We start from the raw sequence: 16,228 nt of genomic DNA on the forward strand, positions 1-16,228 counted from the left end.
GTGACCAGCCGATCAAGGGCACGCCGATGGTGACCCCGGTGCACTCGTCGTCCGGGGCCCGGCCGGACCAGTACTCCCACTGGCCCGGCGACCCGGCATGCAAGCCGATCAGGTCAAGCGGCCGGTGAGCGAGCACGCCAGGACCCGTACGCCGTGATCCTGGCTGACCCCACTGACTCCCGCCCCGCCCGGGGCGGGCACCCTGCACGATTCACTGAAGCGATAGGAGACCGCGATGAGCGATGGCAAGCACGCCGGACAGCCGCAAGACAGGCCGTGGACGCCTCCCTCCCAGCCGTCGAGCCCCGACGGGAGCCGGCCCTCGACGCCTTCGACGCCGCCGCCCCCGCCGCCGGGCAAGAAGTGAACCGGGAGATCTGCCGCGAGGCCCTGGAGACCGCGGCGCTCCTGCGCGAGCCGTGGCTGGCGAAGGCCTTCGACGCGGTTGACCGGGAGGCTTTTGTCCCTCTGGCGATCTGGCTGCCGGTCCGGGACGAGGAGGGCTTGTGGACCTTCGTGGAGCGGGACGAGGACCCCGAGGCCTGGCGCCGTGCGGTGTGGCAGCCGAACCAGTCGGTGATCACGCAGCTCGACGACGGGGACACGGAACCCGGTCCGGGCGCAGGTGACTTCACCTCGTCGGTGTCCGCGCTGGACATCGTGATGCGCAAGCTGCATCACCTGGACCTTCAGCCCGGGCACCGCGTGCTGGAGATCGGCTACGGCTCCGGCTACCACACGGCGTTGCTGTGCGAGCGGGTGACGTCGAAGCGCGTCACGGCCGTGGAGCTCGACCCGGACATTGCCGAGTGGGGCGCTGTCAACCTGAAGGCGGCCGGGTACGCCCCGACGCTTGCGTGCGGCGACGGGCTGAAGGGGGTCCGGGACCGGGCGCCGTTCGACCGGGTCATCAGCACGGCCGCAGTTCGCCGGGTGCCGTACGCGTGGGTGCAGCAGTGCCGGGGAGGGCTGATCCTGACGCCGTTCGGGACCGCGTACAGCAACGCCGGACTGCTCAGGCTCCGCGTCCAAGATGGCAAGGCCGGGGGCCGGTTCGTTGGCGAGTCCGCGTACATGTGGATCCGCAGCGAGCGGCCGGCGGTCGAGCTCCACACCCCGCAGGAGTCGACCGGACGGGGCTCACCGATCGATCCGGCGCAGGTCCTGAGCGGCGGCCACCTCCAGGACTTCGCCATCGGCCTCCAGGTCCCGGACGTCTCGTACTCGCACCGCGGGGAGGGCGACGGCCGGCAGGTTCAGTTCGTCGACGAGGCCGGCACGTCGGCCACGATCGTCCGTTACGGCGACTGGTGGGAAGAGGACGCAGTCCGCTCGTGGGGACCCCGCGACCTGTGGGCCGAGGTCACCGCGGCGTACACCTGGTACGAGGAACAGGGCCGCCCCCACATCACCCGCTACGGCGTCTCGATCGACGCCGCCGGCCAGCGGGTGTGGCTCGATGATCCCAGCCGCCTCGTAGGGGCCTGACAGTCACCAGGGAGCAGCACGATGAGGTCACGGGGTGCGGGCCGGGCCTGCGGTCAGCCGGTGGCGCGCGGGTAGTAGTCCGCGAACTGGTCGGCCAACTCGGCGAGCGCGTCAGCGGAGGCACGAAGCTGCGTACACCACCGTTGCGCGGTCGGTGCCGTAGCCGTGGCGGCGGGTGGCGAAGGTGAGGGCGAGCGCGGTGCGCAGGCTGTCCCGCATGGGGTGCCGGGGGCGCTCGACGTCTGGATCAAGGCCCCGGCGGGTGATGGCGTCACCACGCCGGGGCCGCAGTCATCTCACGCGCGTCTCACAGACCACACGTAAGGTGACGGGATATGAGCCCCTGACCGGGATTCCTGCGGGTCCTGGTGGACCCTGTGGAACCCTTGGAAGGTGTCTATGTCGGAAGCGGTGGAGTACGACGTAGTGGTGCTCGGCGGGGGTCCGGCCGGCGAGAACATCGTGGACCGGACCCGCGCCGCGGGCCTGAGTACGGCCCTGGTCGAGAGCGAGCTCGTCGGCGGTGAGTGCTCGTACTGGGCCTGCGTGCCGAGCAAGGCGCTGCTGCGCCCCGCCCTGGCCAGGGCCGACGCGCGCCGGGTGCCCGGCCTCGCCGGCGCCGTCGGGGGCCCGCTGGACGCGGCGGCGGTGTTCGCGCACCGCGACTACTGGACCGGCAGCTGGAAGGACGACGGCCAGATCGACTGGCTGGACTCCATCGGCGCGCACGTCTACCGCGGCCACGGCCGGCTGTACGGCGTCCGGAAGGTCGCCGTCACCAGCCCCGAGGGGGAGCACCACGTACTCTCCGCCCGGCACGCCGTCGTCGTCGCCACCGGCACCCGGGCCGTGGTCCCCGGGCTGCCCGGCATCGCGGAGGCCCGGCCGTGGACCAGCCGCGAGGCCACCTCCGCGCAGGCGGCGCCGGGCCGGCTGCTGATCGTCGGCGGTTCGGTCGTGGCCGCCGAGATGGCCACCGCCTGGCAGGCCCTGGGCTCCGAGGTCACCGTGCTGGTACGGGGCTCCCGGCTGCTGCCGCGCATGGAGCCCTTCGCCGGGGAGCTGGTCGCCGAGGCGCTGCGCGAGGCCGGCGCGGTGGTGCGTACCGGGGTCGAGGTCGAGGCGGTCGTACGGGACGGGTCGACCGGCCCGGTCACGGTGGTGCTGGCCGGCGGCGAGACTCTGGAGGGCGACGAACTGCTGATGGCCACGGGCCGCTCGCCGCGGACCGAGGACATCGGGCTGGAAACGGTCGGGCTGACCCCCGGCGACTGGATCGCGGTGGACGACGGCTGCCGGGTCCCCGGACACGACTGGCTCTACGCGGTCGGTGACGTCAACCACCGGGCACTGCTCACCCACCAGGGCAAGTACCAGGCCCGGATCGCGGGCGCCGCCATCGCCGCCCGGGCGGCGGGCGCGGGCGTCGACACCAGGCGCTGGGGCGCGCACGCGGCGACGGCCGATGCGCTGGCCCTCCCGCAGGCGGTGTTCACCGACCCGGAGGCCGCGGCCGTGGGACTGACCCTCGCGGAGGCCGAGCGGGCCGGCCACCGGGTCCGCGCCGTCGACCACGACCTCGGGAAGGTCTCGGGCGCGGGCCTGTACGCCGACGGCTACCGCGGCCGGGCCCGCATGGTCGTGGACCTGGACCGGGAGGTCCTCCTCGGCGCCACCTTCGTCGGCCCGGGCGCCGCCGAACTCCTGCACGCGGCCACCATCGCGGTCGCGGCGGAGGTGCCGATCGAGCGGCTCTGGCACGCGGTTCCGGCTTTCCCGACGATCAGCGAGGTCTGGCTCAGGCTCCTGGAGGCGTACCGCGGTTGAGGAAAATGGAGCGGAGCCGACCCGCCGCCGCCGAGTAACATCCCCGAATGCCGAAGACGATCGAGACGCTGAGCCCCGAAGCCGGGCGGGCCGACACCGCGGCCCTGCGCGGGTACGACGCGGACGCCGTGGCGAGTTGCGCGGCCGACGCGGCGCAGCCGTGGTGGCGCCGCAAGGCCTGCGCGCAGGCGTTGGCCGGGCGGGTGCCGCAGCAGCGCGTGGCCGAGCTGGTCGCCTGCCTCCAGGACACCGGTGACGCGGGCTCGGTGCGCATCGCCCTGCTGGAACTCCTCGCGGACCGGCCTGAGCTGCTCCCCTGGCTGCGGGACGAGGAGAGGCTCCAGGAGAGCGCGTACGGCATGCCCGAGGCGGTCCTCAGGGCGCGCGGCGCGCTCGGCGACCGTACGGCGGCGGGTGCCTTGGCGACGCTCGCCTTCAGCCCGTGGCGCCACCGGCGGGCGATCGGCGAGGCGGGGCTGGACGAACTGGCCGCCCGGTACGGGCTCGACGCGGTGCTGGCCGAACTCGGCGGGGCCCGGCCCGAGGACCGCGCCTTCGGCGTCCGGATGCGGCACCGCGCAGGCGAGGACGTGACGGGCGCGCTCGCCGACCCCGACCGGGGCGTGGCGTACCTCGCGCAGACGCTGCTGACCGACCGGGAGCGGCTGCGCGGTTACCTCGGCGAGGCGCCGACGCAGGAGGCGAAGCTGTGGGCCGCGTACGCGCTGCACCGTCTGACCGATGACATCGCCGAGACCCGCAGGGTGTACGAGGCGCTGGGGCGGCCCCGCACCGAGGTGGCCGGCCTGGACGAGGAGATGCGCGCGGCGATCGTCCACGAGTACGGGCACGAGTGCGCGGAGCGGAGCGACCCGCGGTGGCGGATGGAGGCCCTGTGCACCGAGCCGCCGTCCGCGCCCGAGCCGGCCGAACGGCTGCGCCGGGCCGTGACCGCGCTCACCGCCGCGGGGCTCGCGCCGAAGCCGCCGGTCTCCTGCGGGGACGCCCACCGCCAGGGGGGCGGTACGTACGACGTGATCGGCTACGGCGAGAGCGGCGGCGAGGTGTTCATCAGCACGCTCGGACGGTTCGCCACCGATGACGACGACGATCCGGCCGTCCGCCGCGCCCTCGAATCGGCCGGCTTCCGCTGGATCGACCAGGCCGTCGGCGCGATCCGGGTCACCGGCCTCGGGGTGTACTACTTCGGCAGGCGCGACCCGTTGGACGTCCACACGCTGCTGTTCTACTGGCAGGACTAGGGACAGTCCGACGAAGGAGCCACCACCCGTGATCGTGATCGCCCACCTCAGTGACACCCACCTCGACGGCGGGAGCCGGGCCGCCGGGCGTACCCGCGCCGTGATGGCGTACCTGGACGGACTCCCGTACGACCTCGACGCGGTGCTCGTCAGCGGGGACATAACCGACCACGGGACCGCGGCCGAGTACGAGGAAGCCCGCAAGGCGCTCGACTCCCGCCACCCCGCGGTCCTGTGCCCCGGCAACCACGACGACCGCGCGGCCTTCCGGCAGGGCCTGTTGGGCGAGGCGGACGCACCCGCGGCCGCCGTCAACCAGGTGCTGCGGGGGGACGGCTTCGTGCTCGCGGCGTGCGACTCCTCCGTGCCCGGCGAACACCGGGGTTTCCTGGAGGACTCCACGCTGGCCTGGCTGGAGGCGGTGCTGGAGGAGACCCCGCACGACGTGCCGGTACTGGTGGCCTTCCACCACCCGCCGGTCGCGCTGCACATTCCGTACGTCGACGGGATCCGGCAGTTCGGCGAGGAGCGGCTGGCGGCGCTGGCCGCGCGGCACCCGCACCTGACCGCGTTCCTGTGCGGGCACGCCCACACCGGCGCCGCGACCACCTTCGCCGGGCGGCCGCTGCTCGTGGCGCCGGGAGTGGTGTCCACGTGCCGGCTGCCCTGGGAGGCCGCGACGGGCGCCGACGAGTACGTCCACCTCGACGAGCCGCCGGTCGTCGCCTTCCACGTCCTCGGCGGGGACGGGCGGCTGACGACGCACTACCGGGTGGTGGTCGACCGCCGGTAGCTGCGGCCGTCGCGGGTGCGGGTGAGGTGGCCCGAGGTGATCAGATACCGGCGCAGCGCCGAGCAGTCCTCGTGCACCGTGCGCAGGGCGTCGTTCACCTCGGGCTCCGTGTAGTCCCGGTCGGTCGCGAAGAGGGTCTGCGTGAGGTGGTCGAGCAACTGCTCGCGCCGGGCGGCCTTGCGCGGGATCGCGGTGAGGCGGCCGCCGGAGAACAGATCGGAGACGCCCCGTGCGGCGGCGGCGCGGTCGCGGGCCTCGGACGGCTGTTGGTGGTCGGTGCTCTGTGACATGCCCGCGAGCTTCACCCGCCGACCCCTCCGGAGGCAACGGAATTTTGGAAAAGTGACGGTCGTTCATCTTACTGAGCGGTAGTCCCGCCAGTACCCTCCCCGTGACCGGTTCCTGCCCCCCACGGAGGAGCACGTATGCGACGTCCCACCGCCCGCCTGAGAACAGCCGTGGCCACCGCCCTGGTTGCCCTCGGCGCCGCCCTGCTCTCCCCCCTCGCACCCGCGTCCGCGGCAGCGGGCGACACCCCGGTGCCGCTTCCCGTCGCCGACTACTGCGGCAATCAGTGCAGCGACATCCTGCCGCCCGGCCAGAACGGCAACGCCACCCTGGCGCAGATCCTCCTGCACAAGGCCTTCGGCACGATGCCGGGCCACGCCTCCGACCAACTGGCCCGCTACGACTCCCTGGTGGCGGGATACCCCGGCCTCACCGACGCCAAGGTCAACGACTTCTTCAACAACGCCTCCTTCGGCGTCGCCGCCGACCAGGTCGAGTCCACCACCAGCCCCCGCGCCGACGTGACCATCACCCGGGACAAGAAGACCGGCGTCCCGCACATCAAGGGCACCACCCGCTACGGCACTTCCTTCGGCGCCGGCTACGCCGCCGCCCAGGACCGCCTCTGGCAGATGGACCTCTTCCGCCACGTCGGCCGCGGCGACCTGACCCCCTTCGCCGGCGGCGCCCTCGCCAACCAGGGCCTGGAGCAGCAGTTCTGGCCGCAGGCCCCGTACACCGAGGCCGACCTCCAGGCCCAGGTGGACCGGATCCGCACCACCGAGGGCGAGCGCGGGCGCCTCGCGATGGAGGACGCGCAGGCCTACATCGACGGCATCAACACCTACCGCACCCAGTCCAAGGACGGCCGCTACTTCCCCGGCGAGTACGTCCTCACCGGCCACGTCAACTCCATCACCAACGCCGGTGAGATCCAGCCCTTCAAGCTCACCGACCTGATCGCGCTGGCCTCCGTCGTCGGCGGCCTGTTCGGCGGCGGCGGAGGCGGCGAGGTGCAGGCCGCGCTCTCCCTGCTCTCCGCGCAGCAGAGGTACGGGCTGGAGGAGGGCACCCGCGTCTGGGAGTCCTTCCGCGAGCGCGAGGACCCCGAGGCGGTCCTCACCGTCCATGACGGCACGAGCTTCCCGTACGCCCAGAAACCCGCGGACCCGCAGGGCACGGCGCTGCCCGACGCCGGATCGGTCACCGCGGAACAGCTCGTGTACGACCGTACCGGCGCGGCCGCCACCGCGGCCGCCGCCAACCCGCCGAAGCCGATGAAGCAGAGCATGTCCAACGCCCTGCTCGTCTCCGGCGCGAAGACCGCGAGCGGCCACCCGGTCGCCGTGTTCGGCCCGCAGACCGGCTACCTCGCGCCCCAACTGCTCATGCTCCAGGAGCTCCAGGGCCCCGGCATCAGCGCCCGCGGCGCGTCCTTCGCCGGCGTGAGCATGTACGTGCAGCTCGGCCGGGGCCAGGACTACGCCTGGAGCGCCACCTCCGCCGGGCAGGACATCACCGACACCTTCGCCGTGGAGCTGTGCGAGCCGGGCGGGGGCGCCCCGACCAAGGCGAGCACCTCGTACGTGTACCGCGGGACGTGCACCCCCATGGAGAAGCTGGAGCACACCAACGCCTGGAAGTCCTCCGTCGCCGACTCCACCCCGGACGGCTCCTACCGGATGCAGGTCTGGCGCACGAACTACGGCGTCGTCACCCACCGCGCCACCGTCGCCGGCAAGCCCGTCGCCTACACCGCGCTGCGCTCCACCTACCGCCACGAGGCCGACTCGATCATCGGCTTCCAGATGCTGAACGACCCGTCGTACGTCAAGGACGCCCGCACCTTCCAGCAGGCCGCCGAGCACATCGGCTACGCCTTCAACTGGTTCTACGCCGATGCGCGCGAAGCGGCCTACTACAACAGCGGGTTGAACCCCGTCCGCGCGGCCGGCGTCGACCCCGCGCTGCCGGTGCGGGCCAGGCAGCAGTACGAATGGCAGGGCTTCGACCCCGCCGCGAACACCGCCGCCTACACCCCGCCCGCCGAGCATCCGCAGTCCATCGGGCAGGACTACTACATCAGTTGGAACAACAAACAGGCCAAGGGCTACGGCGCGGCCGGCTTCGGGATGGGCGCCGTCCACCGCGGCGACCTCATCGACAAGCGGGTGAAGCCCCTCGTCGCGGCGGGCGGGGTCACCCGCGCCTCCCTCACCCAGGCCATGGCGGACGCGGCCGTCACCGACCTGCGCGCCGAGAACCTGCTGCCCGAACTGCTCGCGGTGCTGCGCAGCGCCCCCGGCACCGACCCGGCGGTGACCGCCGCGATCGACAAGCTCGCCGCGTGGCAGGCCGCCGGCGCCAAGCGCAAGGAGACCGCACAGGGCTCGAAGGCGTATGCCCACGCGGACGCCATCCGGATCATGGACGCCTGGTGGCCGCTCCTGATCGAGGCGGAGTTCAAGCCGGGCCTCGGGGCGCCGCTCTACGACGCCCTGCGCGCCTCCCTCAGCATCGACGAGGCGCCCAACGCGGGCCACGGACCCACCGGTTCGCATGCCGGCTCGGCTTTCCAGTACGGCTGGTGGAGCTACGCCGACGAGGACCTGCGCATGGTGCTCGGCCGCCCGGTGGCCGACCCGCCGTCCCAGGTCTACTGCGGCGGCGGCTCGCTCTCCGCGTGCCGCGACGCCATGGCCGCCACGCTGAAGCAGGCCGCCGCCGCCACCCCCGCGGCCGTCTACCCGGCCGACGGGACCTGCGCGGCCGGCAACCAGTGGTGCGCCGACTCGATCGTCCAGCGTCCGGTCGGCGGGCTGGCACACCCGCAGATCAACTGGCAGAACCGGCCCACCTACCAGCAGGTGGTGGAGTTCGCGGCGCACCGCTGAGGGCGCCGGGCACCGCGTACGAAAGGGCCCGCCGGCCCCGGATCGCTCCGGGGCCGGCGGGCCTCGTCGTGCGTCGTACGGGGGAGGGGCTCAGGGGCCGACGGTGATCTGCTGCGCCGGATCGGTGGTGTCGGTGACCTTGTACACGGCGTTGAAGGTGGACGAGGTCGCGCTCGTCGGACAGCCGAAGCCGCCGGTGACCTTGACCGGCACGGAGGCGTTGGCGAAGGTCAGGCTCGGCGGGGCGCCGTTCGTCCAGCTCCCGCTGACGCCGGCCGGGGCCGTGGGGGCGGCCGTGACGGTACACGTGGCCAGCCCGGTCGTCTTCAGCACCAGCCCGCCGACGGGCACGCCCATGGTGGCGGCGATCGGGGAGCCGTTCTGCATCGACACCGTCCAGGAGCCGCTGGTGGTGACCGTCGGGGTCACCCCCGGCAGGCTGGCGGTGCAGGAGCTGAACGTCGGCGGCGAGATCGGCGAGGAGACCGGCCCGGCCGCGTTGTGGTTGCCCGGGGCGGCCGGCACCGTGCCGGTCGAGACGGAGACCGAGCAGGTCACCGTGACCGATCCGGCCTTGAGCGTGGCCTTCCCGCTGAGGGTGGCATTGAAGGCGTGCCCGGCCGGGGTGACGGTGGTCGGCCCGGCCAGCGGCAGCGGCGCCGCGGTGGCGGAGACCGAGGCCAGCGACAGGGCTCCGGCCGCGGCCATCCCGAGGGCGAGCGCGGTGCGCGTACGGCTCATGGCTGTGCTCCTTGGGGATCGTGGTGCGGGGTGGGGGAGGCGGGTGTGACGGATGGGGCAGATGGGGCGGATGCGGCGGCGAGGAGCGCTTCCGGGTTCTCCGGGTCCCGTACGCCGGAGGCGCGCGAAGCGGCGTACGGCTGCCAGGCGAACATCAGGCCGCCGCCGAGAATGCCGAGCAGCGTGCCGATCAGGAACCCGCCGAGGTTCGACAGGACCAGCGCGGCGGTGGCGATGAGCGTGGTCAGGACGCCGGCCAGGCTGCGCTGCGGGGGAGAGAACCAGGCGGTGAGCCCGAGCACGATCATGACGATGCCCATCAGGACGGACGGGATCCCCGCCACTCCCTGGTGGAGCATGACCTTCAGCGGCGCCAGCGGCAGGGCGCAGATCTCGGCCCCGGCGAGGACCGCGAAGAGCCCGCCCCAGAACGGTCTGCTGCGCCGCCACCGCCGCCAGCGGCTCAGAAGCATTCCTTCTTGCCCTTGGCTATGTTCATGCTGAGCCCGGAGAGCTTGAAGGTGCCGGCGTTGGTTGCCCACGCCGTCTGCCGGAGATCGGTGATGCTGACACTGTCCGCCTGTTGGGCGAACAGGTCCTGCATGCCCACCGCTTCCGTCGGGCCCTTGTCCAGGGTGGAGGCGTCGCGCCCGATCTCGATGTTGGTGAAGACCGCGTCGCCACTGAGCTGCGTCGCGTCGACGAACAGGTTGCTCGCCTCGACGGGGTTCTTGTTCCCCGCGGTGAGGTTGAGCGAGATGTCACCGATGATCGGCAGCGTGGTGACCACCGACTGGCAGAGGCTGTGCAGTTTGGCCTCCCGGATGGCGGTGACGGCCACCGGGATGAGCTCCTCGCGGGCGTTGACGTCCACGCTGCCGTACTGGGCGAAGCCCTCGCCCTCAAGGCTCTTCGCCGACACCTTGAACTGCTGGCCCGACACGGCGAAGGAGGCGGCGAGCGCGCCCTGTGCGAGGGCGATGCCGAGACCCGCGGTCACGGCGACGGCGGGCACCGTCAGTACGGCGAAGCGGCGCCAGCGGACGCGGCCCGTGCCGCCGGACGGCTCGGGTAAGTTCGGGTTTGGGGTATCTGTCACGAGATCAACCCTTTAATCGGCTGTGCACCGTTGTTACCGACGAGTTGAATGTAAGAGTGCCAATGGAGGTTGGCAAGGTTGCTCGAGCGTACCTTTTCGGCCGACTCCTACTGCTCCGTACGCAGCAGTTCGGCGACCTCCGCGTCCACCCGGCGCGCCATCGCCCGCGCGAACTCCGTGGCCACGACCTCACCCGCCACCGGGCGCAGCGCCGCCACCGCCCCCGTGATGTGGTGAAGCTGTGCGGCCGAAAGTCGCTCCAGCCCCTCCGCACCGATCACGTGCATCCGGAACAGCGCGACGAACCGGTCCGCGAGCGCGGCCGCCTGCGTCTGTACGAAGTCCCCCGCGTCCAGGATCTCCGCGAGCGGCACCCCCGCCCGCACCAGCGTGAGCGTCGCCTCCAGCAGGCGCCGGCTGCGGTGGGTGACGCGGTCCCCGTCGACCGTTACGTAGCCCAGCTCGGCCGCCCGCCGGGTGTCCTCGGCGGTCGCCGTCGGGCCGAACAGCTCGCGCAGCTCGGCCCGGGTCATTGCGACCGGCTCCTCGTGCTCCCAGTCGCGGGTCATCTCCCGTTCCAGACCCAGGAGTTGGGAGATGCCGCCGCCCTGTTCCCAGGCGGCGAGCAGTTCCGCGATGCCGTTGACGGTGTAGCCGCGCCCCAGCAGGTCGCTGATCAGCCGGAGCCGGATCAGGTGGTCGTCGGAGTACCAGGCGATCCGGCCCTCGCGGCGGGGCGGCGGCAGCAGCCCGCGCTCCTGGTAGTAGCGCAGGTTGCGCACCTTGACCCCGGCCGCCCGGGCCACGTCCTCCCGGCGGTAGCGCCCCGGTCCGCTGCCACTGATGTTGCTCATCCGGCCGAGTGTAGGACTTACCGGCAGGTCACATGGGGCGCTGCCGCGCGGGGCGCTGCCGCGGGAGGCGCTTCCGCAGGGGGGCTCCCGCTGCCGCCACCGCTACTGCCCCCGCTGCTGCTCCCGCCGCTTGACCGCGCGCAGGACCACGAACTTGGGCTCGCTCGCGGCGACTTCGTTGTTGCCGAAGAGGCGCTGCAGATGGGTGTGGTAGCCCATGTGACGGTTGGCGACCACCCACAGCTCGCCGCCCGGTCGCAGCGCCTTGCGCGACTGCGCGAACATCCGCAGCGCCGTCGCGTCGGTCGTCGCCTGGTGGGAATGGAAGGGCGGGTTGCACAGGATCAGGTCCACCGAACCCGGCGGCAGCATCGCGACCCCGTCGCCGACGATGAACTCCGCACGGTCCAGGCGTCCTTGGATGTTGGCGCGGTACGTGGCCTCGGCCGAGGCCACCGCCTGGTACGACTCGTCCGTGAAGACGACCTCGGCGTCCGGGTCGGCCACCGCGACGGCCGTGCCGACGATGCCGTTGCCGCATCCCAGGTCCACGACCCGGGCCCCGTCGGTGTTGGTCGGGATGTTCTGGAGGAAGAAGCGGGTGCCGACGTCGAGGCGGTCCGCGCAGAAGATGCCGGCGTGGTTGACGACGGTCAGGCCCGAGCCCGACCCCGCCTCCTGGTCCACCGTGTACGTCACCGGCCACGGCCCGGGGGTCGTGGGGTGCACGGCGCCGGGGGTCCCGGGCGTACAGAAGATGAGCCGGGCCTTCTTCTCGGCGAGCGAGGTCTTGGTCGGGCCCAGGATCTTCTCGAAGAGCCGCAGGGTGGAGGTGTGGATCTCCTTCACCATGCCGGTGCCCACCACGACGGTGCCCGCGTGCACGTGCGGGGCCACCCGGTAGAGCTGGTCCTCCAGCAGCGCCAGGCTCTTGGGCACCCGTACCAGCAGGACGTCGATCCGCTCCGGCGGCGCGTCCTGCGTGGTCAGCAGCGTCACCGTGTCCTTGGCGGTGCCGATCCCGGCCCGGTCCAGGTTCGCGGCGGTGGCGGAGCGGGTCAGCGAGGAGTCGGTGATCTGCGTCGGGCGGTACGCGGAAAGCGCCGTCGTCAGCGCCCCCCAGCGGTCCCCGATCACGGTGATCTGCCCGGCGTCGGCCAGGTCCACCGGGCCGCGATCGCCGGTACCGGATTCGAGATGGTGCAGCAGGTACTCGTCGGCGGCGTCCCAGGCGCGGAGCCGGTCGCGCGGGTCCTGGGGGAAGCGGGTGAGCTCGTAGGAGCCGAAGGGCGTGGTCAGACGGTTCATATTGCCCCCAGGCTAACCGAGTGGGCGCCCCGGCCCCATGAGCGGGGCCGGGGCGCCCGCTCCCGTCTTCAGTCCTCGGGGAACTCGCCGGCCATGGCGGCGGCGATCCGCAGGTACGGGGCCGCCTCGGCCGCCCGGCCCTGGCGCTGCAGCGTGCGGCCGAGCATCAGCTGTGCGTAGTCCTCCACCGGCCAGCGCTCCAGGATGGCGCGCAGCTCGTGCTCGGCGCGGGCGAGCTGGGCCGAGTGGTAGTAGGCGCGGGCCAGCAGCAGCCGGGGCGCCAGCTGCTCGGGGGCCTCGCCGGCCAGTGCCGCGAGGACGCGGGCGGCCGTCGCGTACTCCTTCGCGTCGAAGAAGAGCCCGGCCCGCTCCCAGCGCTCGGCTGCCGTGCCGTGCTCGAGGTACGCCGCCGACGCGGTCGTCGCGGTCGTCGCGTCCATCGCGTCCATCTCAGTCATCGCGTCCCTTCCGCCGTTCAGGTGGTGCGTCCGAGCCCTCCAACACGTGCCGACGGCTGAACATTCCACGGACCGCGACGGCGGCCGCGGTACTAAGTTGGGCGGCATGAGCAATCTCGATCGCCAGCCCGCTCTCTCCGCCTGCGGCGGCCGCGGTTTCGTCGTGGCCGAACCCGTACGGGAACTCCTCAGCCCGCGCACGGTCAAGCTGGGGGAATCCACCGAAGTCCGCCGACTCCTGCCGAACCTGGGCCGCCGCATGGTGGGCGCCTGGTGCTTCGTCGACCACTACGGCCCCGACGACATCGCCGCGGAGCCCGGCATGCAGGTCGCCCCGCACCCGCACTCCGGGCTGCAGACGGTGAGCTGGCTGCACGAGGGCGAGGTCCTGCACCGCGACAGCGTGGGCAGCCTGGAGACCATCCGCCCCCGCGAGCTGGGCCTGATGACATCCGGCCGGGGCATCAGCCACTCCGAGGAGAGCCCGCGCCCGCACGCCCGCTTCCTGCACGGCGCGCAGCTGTGGGTCGCGCTGCCCGACGCCCACCGTGACGTGGAACCGCACTTCCAGCACCACGCGGAACTCCCGCACGTCACGGCCCCCGGCCTGACCGCCACCGTGATCCTGGGCACCCTGGACACGGCCACCTCGCCCGGGACGGCGTACAGCCCCATCGTCGGCGCGGACCTCGCCCTCGCGGCGGGCACCGAGACCAGGCTCCCGCTCGACCCGGACTTCGAGTACGCGGTCCTGTCGATGTCGGGCGAAGCCCACGTCGACGGCGTCCCGGTCCTCCCGGGCTCGATGCTCTACCTCGGCTGCGGCCGCACCGAACTCCCGCTGCGCGCAACCTCGGACGCGGGCCTGATGCTCCTGGGCGGCGAGCCGTTCGAGGAGGAGATCGTGATGTTCTGGAACTGGATCGGACGGTCCCAAGAGGATATCGCAGGCTTCCGTGAAGAGTGGATGAATGGCAGCCGTTACGGCGAGGTGAAGGGCTACGACGGCCCTCCGATTCCTTCCCCAGAACTTCCCCCAACTCGCCTGAAGCCTAGGGGAAGGGTGCGCTGAACTGTGCTGATGCCGCCAGGGGTGAGCCGGACGGAGTGGCTGTCATTTCGTTCCGCTTCCAGTCGCCTGGCGGGAGTCGATGCGCTCTTTGGAGAGGTTCTTGATCTTGAAGTCGAGTCTCATGTAGAGCAGGCTGTGGTCAGGTCCAGTCGGACGAATGCCGACCCTTTGCTGACTCTACTGATGAGTAGTTAGATGTCTGGAGAGAAGGTCCGGGCGCGTCGCCCGTCAGAGGAACGTCACGCCGAGGGGTCTGGTCCTGGACTCTTCCGCTGCTGGGGACAGTCAACAAAGGGCGGTTTTGAAGCCGCCGGTGTCGCTCGGCAAGGGGCGCATGCCTCGCCGGGTGTCCAGTGGGTGCCCACCCCATGGATCAAGCCCCGGGGTGGGCACTGGTTGGGAAGGCCCGAGTGCGGCCCTTGCACAGCTCGCCCTACCAGCTGCCATGCTTACTCGCTGATCTGATGAGGCTGCACTTCAGTCGACAACAGATTCTTCGTCTGTCGGCGGGACACGAAACGCACCTATTGGCCAGCCAGGACGGCAGCTGGGGCGCCGAACGGCGGGGCGCTGGTCCGTGAATGGTCCGGATCTTGGTCGACCTCCTGGTGCTACGTCTCAGTCGCGGACCTGCCGGCGTCATAGGCCCTCCGCGCGCTGTGATGTATCGGGCCCGCCAGCCAGGGTGGCGGCGTATCGCTTCGAGGCGTGCAACGTGTGCGGCATGCGGTACTGCGCTCATACCGGCGGCCGCACGGACACGTTCACGATCACGTGCTGCTTCAAAGACCTCAGTACCGGTGAGCAAGGGAAGTTCTTGGAGTTGCTGACCACCGAACCAGGTGGTGAGAGCGCGCTGTACATCACGCTCAAGGCTCAACTCATGGACCCGCTCCGGCCGAACCGGATCTCCGTCACGACGCGCACCGGTCCAGACGGCAAGGGGCCGACGCTGGATGGCACGGCGAGGGAGCTCCTCAAGGCCACCTATCTACGACCTCTGCGTGATGCCGAGGCTGAACTGCGCGCCGGACGCGGGTCTCGTCTGTCCCATCCCGGAACAGATTCCGTACGAGCCCTCGTCCGCCCGGTCATCGACACCCCCTTGGTTCCGCTCGGTCGGCTGGAACGAGATCCCGGAACCGACGGTGGGCGGGTCCGAGCCCTACTGCTCGACATGCTCACTGTCCCCCTGGGCGAAGAGAGGACATGGAGGTCGCTGACTGACCGGCGCACCAGCACGCTGCTTGCGCTCACCGATGTGCGTCAAGGTGACCTGTCGGTGCTGGACCAGGCAGCTGTCTTCACCTCACAGGGGAGCGCGCTGGCTCTCCGCGGGAATGCGGCCCCCCTGAGCTCGATCGCCGGCACCATCCAAAGTGCCAAAGGCGAGACGCATGCGGCAACGCTCATCGTGGACTGCCTGGGGAGAACCGGCAGGCGATACGACGTGAAAGAGGCCATCGCCTTCCTGGCCGACCAAGGCGATCTGAACCGGGCGCCGGAAACCGTGAAGCAGGCCATGCAGCTGATCTTCGTGGGCGCTACCCGCCCCACCCACCTGCTTGCCTTTGCGACCCTCCGGGAACATGCGGCGCCTCACGTCGATGCGCTCGAAGCCCGAGGCTGGTCCATCTGCGATGTGGCTGCCACGCGCTGACGTGTGGCGGTCTGCATCCGCCACCTTCGAGCTGATCGAGGATTCGGACGTCGCGTCCAGGAAGCTCGCCGCGATGCCAGGCATGTCGGGATACGGCAGCAGGGCCCGAATCTTTGTGGATCCGGGCCCTGCTTGGTAGTAGCGGGGACAGGATTTGAACCTGCGACCTCTGGGTTATGAGCCCAGCGAGCTACCGAGCTGCTCCACCCCGCGTCGGTGAACCCCACCTTACGGCACTACAAGGACCGCCCCTGACCAGCGCTGACTTGCACAGACATCATGCTGCGCCGTGGTGGTGATGCATGACGCTCCCGCAGCGGGAAGTCAGGCTGTTCACCGACAACCGGGCGTCCCGCTCTGCCAGGCTTCCGGCCGTGTGAGCCGGCCGAACTGCCGACCGGGTCCACGGCCGGGCATCGATTCACCGTGCCGCTGATCGACATGCCCACGTACGGCGACTACCCCCTGCGTCGCCTCATCTCCG

General features: G+C 71.5%; 14 protein-coding genes, 1 tRNA gene and 1 pseudogene. 8 read left to right on the plus strand and 8 right to left on the minus strand.

The window, feature by feature from the left end:
* Positions 1–276: 276 nt before the first annotated feature.
* The 4 genes from ACFWBF_RS08170 to ACFWBF_RS08185 all read left to right on the plus strand — a co-directional run bounded on the left by ACFWBF_RS08170 (position 277) and on the right by ACFWBF_RS08185 (position 5,370).
* Positions 277–1,488: a methyltransferase domain-containing protein gene (locus ACFWBF_RS08170; RefSeq protein ID WP_385597007.1), complete on the plus strand. Its 1,212-nt coding sequence runs from the start codon at positions 277–279 to the stop codon at positions 1,486–1,488.
* A 399-nt stretch (positions 1,489–1,887) separates the two neighbouring features.
* On the plus strand, positions 1,888–3,315 hold the full coding sequence (locus ACFWBF_RS08175) for a dihydrolipoyl dehydrogenase family protein (RefSeq protein WP_385597107.1): 1,428 nt from the start codon (positions 1,888–1,890) through the stop codon (positions 3,313–3,315).
* A gap of 47 nt (positions 3,316–3,362) precedes the next feature.
* Positions 3,363–4,577: a hypothetical protein gene (locus ACFWBF_RS08180; RefSeq protein WP_385597010.1), complete on the plus strand. Its 1,215-nt coding sequence runs from the start codon at positions 3,363–3,365 to the stop codon at positions 4,575–4,577.
* A gap of 28 nt (positions 4,578–4,605) precedes the next feature.
* Positions 4,606–5,370 (plus strand): metallophosphoesterase, encoded by a 765-nt coding sequence (locus ACFWBF_RS08185; protein WP_385597013.1) that lies wholly within the window; start codon positions 4,606–4,608, stop codon positions 5,368–5,370.
* Here ACFWBF_RS08185 and ACFWBF_RS08190 read toward each other — a convergent pair.
* Complete coding sequence (locus ACFWBF_RS08190; protein ID WP_385597016.1) at positions 5,343–5,660, minus strand: DUF2087 domain-containing protein; 318 nt, start codon at positions 5,658–5,660, stop codon at positions 5,343–5,345. The two genes, ACFWBF_RS08185 and ACFWBF_RS08190, sit on opposite strands and share 28 nt — an antisense overlap.
* A 135-nt stretch (positions 5,661–5,795) precedes the next feature.
* On the opposite strand from ACFWBF_RS08190, the gene ACFWBF_RS08195 reads away from it, so the two are divergent.
* Positions 5,796–8,552, plus strand: coding sequence for a penicillin acylase family protein (locus tag ACFWBF_RS08195; RefSeq protein ID WP_385597019.1), 2,757 nt, complete (start codon positions 5,796–5,798; stop codon positions 8,550–8,552).
* Between the two features lie 90 nt (positions 8,553–8,642).
* Here the strand turns inward: ACFWBF_RS08195 and ACFWBF_RS08200 are convergent, their stop codons facing one another.
* The 6 genes from ACFWBF_RS08200 to ACFWBF_RS08225 all read right to left on the minus strand — a co-directional run bounded on the left by ACFWBF_RS08200 (position 8,643) and on the right by ACFWBF_RS08225 (position 13,012).
* The gene (locus ACFWBF_RS08200; protein WP_385597022.1) at positions 8,643–9,293 is read right to left on the minus strand and encodes a hypothetical protein; all 651 of its coding nucleotides are present in this window, start codon (positions 9,291–9,293) and stop codon (positions 8,643–8,645) included.
* Positions 9,290–9,766 (minus strand): DUF6114 domain-containing protein, encoded by a 477-nt coding sequence (locus tag ACFWBF_RS08205; protein ID WP_385597025.1) that lies wholly within the window; start codon positions 9,764–9,766, stop codon positions 9,290–9,292. The genes ACFWBF_RS08200 and ACFWBF_RS08205 overlap by 4 nt, the downstream gene beginning before the upstream one ends.
* Positions 9,757–10,392, minus strand: coding sequence for a DUF6230 family protein (locus ACFWBF_RS08210; protein ID WP_385597028.1), 636 nt, complete (start codon positions 10,390–10,392; stop codon positions 9,757–9,759). The genes ACFWBF_RS08205 and ACFWBF_RS08210 overlap by 10 nt, the downstream gene beginning before the upstream one ends.
* A gap of 107 nt (positions 10,393–10,499) precedes the next feature.
* Positions 10,500–11,246, minus strand: coding sequence for a MerR family transcriptional regulator (locus ACFWBF_RS08215; RefSeq protein ID WP_385597031.1), 747 nt, complete (start codon positions 11,244–11,246; stop codon positions 10,500–10,502).
* 102 nt (positions 11,247–11,348) lie between these two features.
* Entirely contained in the window at positions 11,349–12,545 is a 1,197-nt protein-coding gene (locus tag ACFWBF_RS08220) for a methyltransferase (RefSeq protein WP_385597110.1), read from the minus strand.
* Between the two features lie 77 nt (positions 12,546–12,622).
* Positions 12,623–13,012: a tetratricopeptide repeat protein gene (locus tag ACFWBF_RS08225; RefSeq protein WP_385597034.1), complete on the minus strand. Its 390-nt coding sequence runs from the start codon at positions 13,010–13,012 to the stop codon at positions 12,623–12,625.
* A 106-nt stretch (positions 13,013–13,118) separates the two neighbouring features.
* Between ACFWBF_RS08225 and ACFWBF_RS08230 the strand changes: the two genes are divergently transcribed.
* Positions 13,119–14,084, plus strand: coding sequence for a pirin family protein (locus tag ACFWBF_RS08230; protein WP_385597037.1), 966 nt, complete (start codon positions 13,119–13,121; stop codon positions 14,082–14,084).
* A gap of 724 nt (positions 14,085–14,808) precedes the next feature.
* Positions 14,809–15,744, plus strand: a complete 936-nt coding sequence (locus tag ACFWBF_RS08235) for a hypothetical protein (RefSeq protein ID WP_385597040.1) — start codon at positions 14,809–14,811, stop codon at positions 15,742–15,744.
* A 139-nt stretch (positions 15,745–15,883) separates the two neighbouring features.
* Here ACFWBF_RS08235 and ACFWBF_RS08240 read toward each other — a convergent pair.
* Positions 15,884–15,957, minus strand: a tRNA-Met gene (locus ACFWBF_RS08240).
* A 144-nt stretch (positions 15,958–16,101) separates the two neighbouring features.
* On the opposite strand from ACFWBF_RS08240, the pseudogene ACFWBF_RS08245 reads away from it, so the two are divergent.
* Positions 16,102–16,221: pseudogene (locus tag ACFWBF_RS08245) on the plus strand (FAD-binding oxidoreductase); the annotation flags it as partial.
* Positions 16,222–16,228: the final 7 nt, after the last annotated feature.

Source organism: Streptomyces sp. NPDC060028, assembly GCF_042736725.1.
Taxonomy (GTDB): domain Bacteria; phylum Actinomycetota; class Actinomycetes; order Streptomycetales; family Streptomycetaceae; genus Streptomyces.